Source organism: Aeromonas caviae, assembly GCF_000819785.1.
In the GTDB taxonomy this organism is placed as follows: Bacteria; Pseudomonadota; Gammaproteobacteria; order Enterobacterales; family Aeromonadaceae; genus Aeromonas; species Aeromonas caviae.
On record NZ_CDBK01000006.1, the window covers coordinates 1 to 3,062 of the forward strand.

Annotated in this window: 1 rRNA gene; it reads left to right on the forward strand. The window is 52.4% G+C overall.

The features are described 5' to 3' along the window. The first annotated feature begins 154 nt into the window (after positions 1 to 154). Positions 155 to 3,043 (forward strand): 23S ribosomal RNA (locus BN1120_RS00955). The last annotated feature ends 19 nt before the right edge of the window (positions 3,044 to 3,062 follow it).

A 3,062-nucleotide genomic window follows, 5' to 3' on the forward strand; every position in this document is an offset into this window, starting at 1 on the left:
TGCTCTTTAACAATCTGGAAAGCTGATTTAAAAAGTAGTTCTCAAACATTTGTTACAAGTGCTTTGGAAACTTCTTGGCGAAAACCAAATTTTATTTGGTCCTTGTTGTACAGCAACTTGAATGCCGTTTCGACGACACTTCTTGGGGTTGTATGGTTAAGTGACTAAGCGTACATGGTGGATGCCTTGGCAGTCAGAGGCGATGAAGGACGTACTAACCTGCGATAAGCCGTGAGCAGTCGGTAAGAGACATTACGACTCACGGATTTCCGAATGGGGAAACCCACTTAGCATAAGCTAGGTATCGCTACGTGAATACATAGCGTAGCGAGGCGAACCGGGAGAACTGAAACATCTAAGTACCCCGAGGAAAAGAAATCAACCGAGATTCCCTCAGTAGCGGCGAGCGAACGGGGATTAGCCCTTAAGCATCTTGGAAGTTAGTGGAACGGTCCTGGAAAGGCCGGCGATACAGGGTGATAGCCCCGTACACGAAAACAACCTTGATGTGAAATCGAGTAGGGCGGGACACGTGACATCCTGTCTGAATATGGGGGGACCATCCTCCAAGGCTAAATACTCCTGACTGACCGATAGTGAACCAGTACCGTGAGGGAAAGGCGAAAAGAACCCCTGTGAGGGGAGTGAAATAGAACCTGAAACCGTGTACGTACAAGCAGTGGGAGCCCTTCGGGGTGACTGCGTACCTTTTGTATAATGGGTCAGCGACTTACATTTTGTAGCGAGGTTAACCGTATAGGGGAGCCGTAGGGAAACCGAGTCTTAACTGGGCGTCTAGTTGCAAGGTGTAGACCCGAAACCGGGTGATCTAGCCATGGGCAGGTTGAAGGTTGAGTAACATCAACTGGAGGACCGAACCCACTAACGTTGCAAAGTTAGGGGATGACCTGTGGCTGGGGGTGAAAGGCCAATCAAACTCGGAGATAGCTGGTTCTCCCCGAAAGCTATTTAGGTAGCGCCTCGGACGAATACTACTGGGGGTAGAGCACTGTTTGGGCTAGGGGGTCATCCCGACTTACCAACCCCATGCAAACTCCGAATACCAGTAAGTAATATCCGGGAGACACACGGCGGGTGCTAACGTCCGTCGTGAAGAGGGAAACAACCCAGACCGCCGGCTAAGGTCCCAAAGTTCTGGTTAAGTGGGAAACGATGTGGGAAGGCTCAGACAGCTAGGATGTTGGCTTAGAAGCAGCCATCATTTAAAGAAAGCGTAATAGCTCACTAGTCGAGTCGGCCTGCGCGGAAGATGTAACGGGGCTCAAACCAGGCACCGAAGCCGCGGATTCACACTAAGTGTGAGTGGTAGGGGAGCGTTCTGTAAGTCTGCGAAGGTGTATCGAGAGGTATGCTGGAGATATCAGAAGTGCGAATGCTGACGTAAGTAACGATAAAGGGGGTGAAAAGCCTCCTCGCCGGAAGACCAAGGGTTCCTGTCCAACGTTAATCGGGGCAGGGTGAGTCGACCCCTAAGGTGAGGCCGAAAGGCGTAATCGATGGGAAGCAGGTTAATATTCCTGCACGACTTGTAATTGCGATGGGGGGACGGAGAAGGCTAGGTGGGCCAGGCGACGGTTGTCCTGGTGAAAGTGCGTAGGTGGTGTTTCTAGGCAAATCCGGAGACACAACACTGAGACACGAGACGAACGCACTACGGTGCGGAAGCCATTGATGCCCTGCTTCCAGGAAAAGCCTCTAAGCTTCAGATTACAAGTCATCGTACCCCAAACCGACACAGGTGGTCGGGTAGAGAATACCAAGGCGCTTGAGAGAACTCGGGTGAAGGAACTAGGCAAAATAGAACCGTAACTTCGGGAGAAGGTTCGCTCTTGATGGTGAAGTCCCTTGCGGATGGAGCTGTCGGGAGTCGCAGTGACCAGATGGCTGGGACTGTTTATCAAAAACACAGCACTCTGCAAACACGAAAGTGGACGTATAGGGTGTGACACCTGCCCGGTGCCGGAAGGTTAATTGATGGGGTTAGCGCAAGCGAAGCTCTTGATCGAAGCCCCGGTAAACGGCGGCCGTAACTATAACGGTCCTAAGGTAGCGAAATTCCTTGTCGGGTAAGTTCCGACCTGCACGAATGGTGTAACCATGGCCATGCTGTCTCCACCCGAGACTCAGTGAAATCGAATTCGCCGTGAAGATGCGGTGTACCCGCGGCTAGACGGAAAGACCCCGTGAACCTTTACTACAGCTTGGCACTGAACATTGAACCTACATGTGTAGGATAGGTGGGAGGCTTTGAAGGCGTGACGCCAGTTGCGCTGGAGCCGTCCTTGAAATACCACCCTTGTATGTTTGATGTTCTAACGCAGGGCCCTGAATCGGGCTCGCGGACAGTGCCTGGTGGGTAGTTTGACTGGGGCGGTCTCCTCCCAAAGAGTAACGGAGGAGCACGAAGGTTGGCTAATCCTGGTCGGACATCAGGAGGTTAGTGCAATGGCATAAGCCAGCTTAACTGCGAGACGGACAGGTCGAGCAGGTACGAAAGTAGGTCATAGTGATCCGGTGGTTCTGAATGGAAGGGCCATCGCTCAACGGATAAAAGGTACTCCGGGGATAACAGGCTGATACCGCCCAAGAGTTCATATCGACGGCGGTGTTTGGCACCTCGATGTCGGCTCATCACATCCTGGGGCTGAAGTCGGTCCCAAGGGTATGGCTGTTCGCCATTTAAAGTGGTACGCGAGCTGGGTTCAGAACGTCGTGAGACAGTTCGGTCCCTATCTGCCGTGGGCGTTGGATGATTGAAGGGAGTTGCTCCTAGTACGAGAGGACCGGAGTGAACGAACCTCTGGTGTTCGGGTTGTCACGCCAGTGGCACTGCCCGGTAGCTAAGTTCGGAATCGATAACCGCTGAAAGCATCTAAGCGGGAAGCGAGCCCTGAGATGAGTCATCCCTGACCCCTTGAGGGTCCTAAAGGGCCGTTGGAGACCACAACGTTGATAGGTGGGGTGTGTAAGCGTAGCGATACGTTGAGCTAACCCATACTAATTACCCGTGAGGCTTAACCATACAACACCCAAGAAGTGTT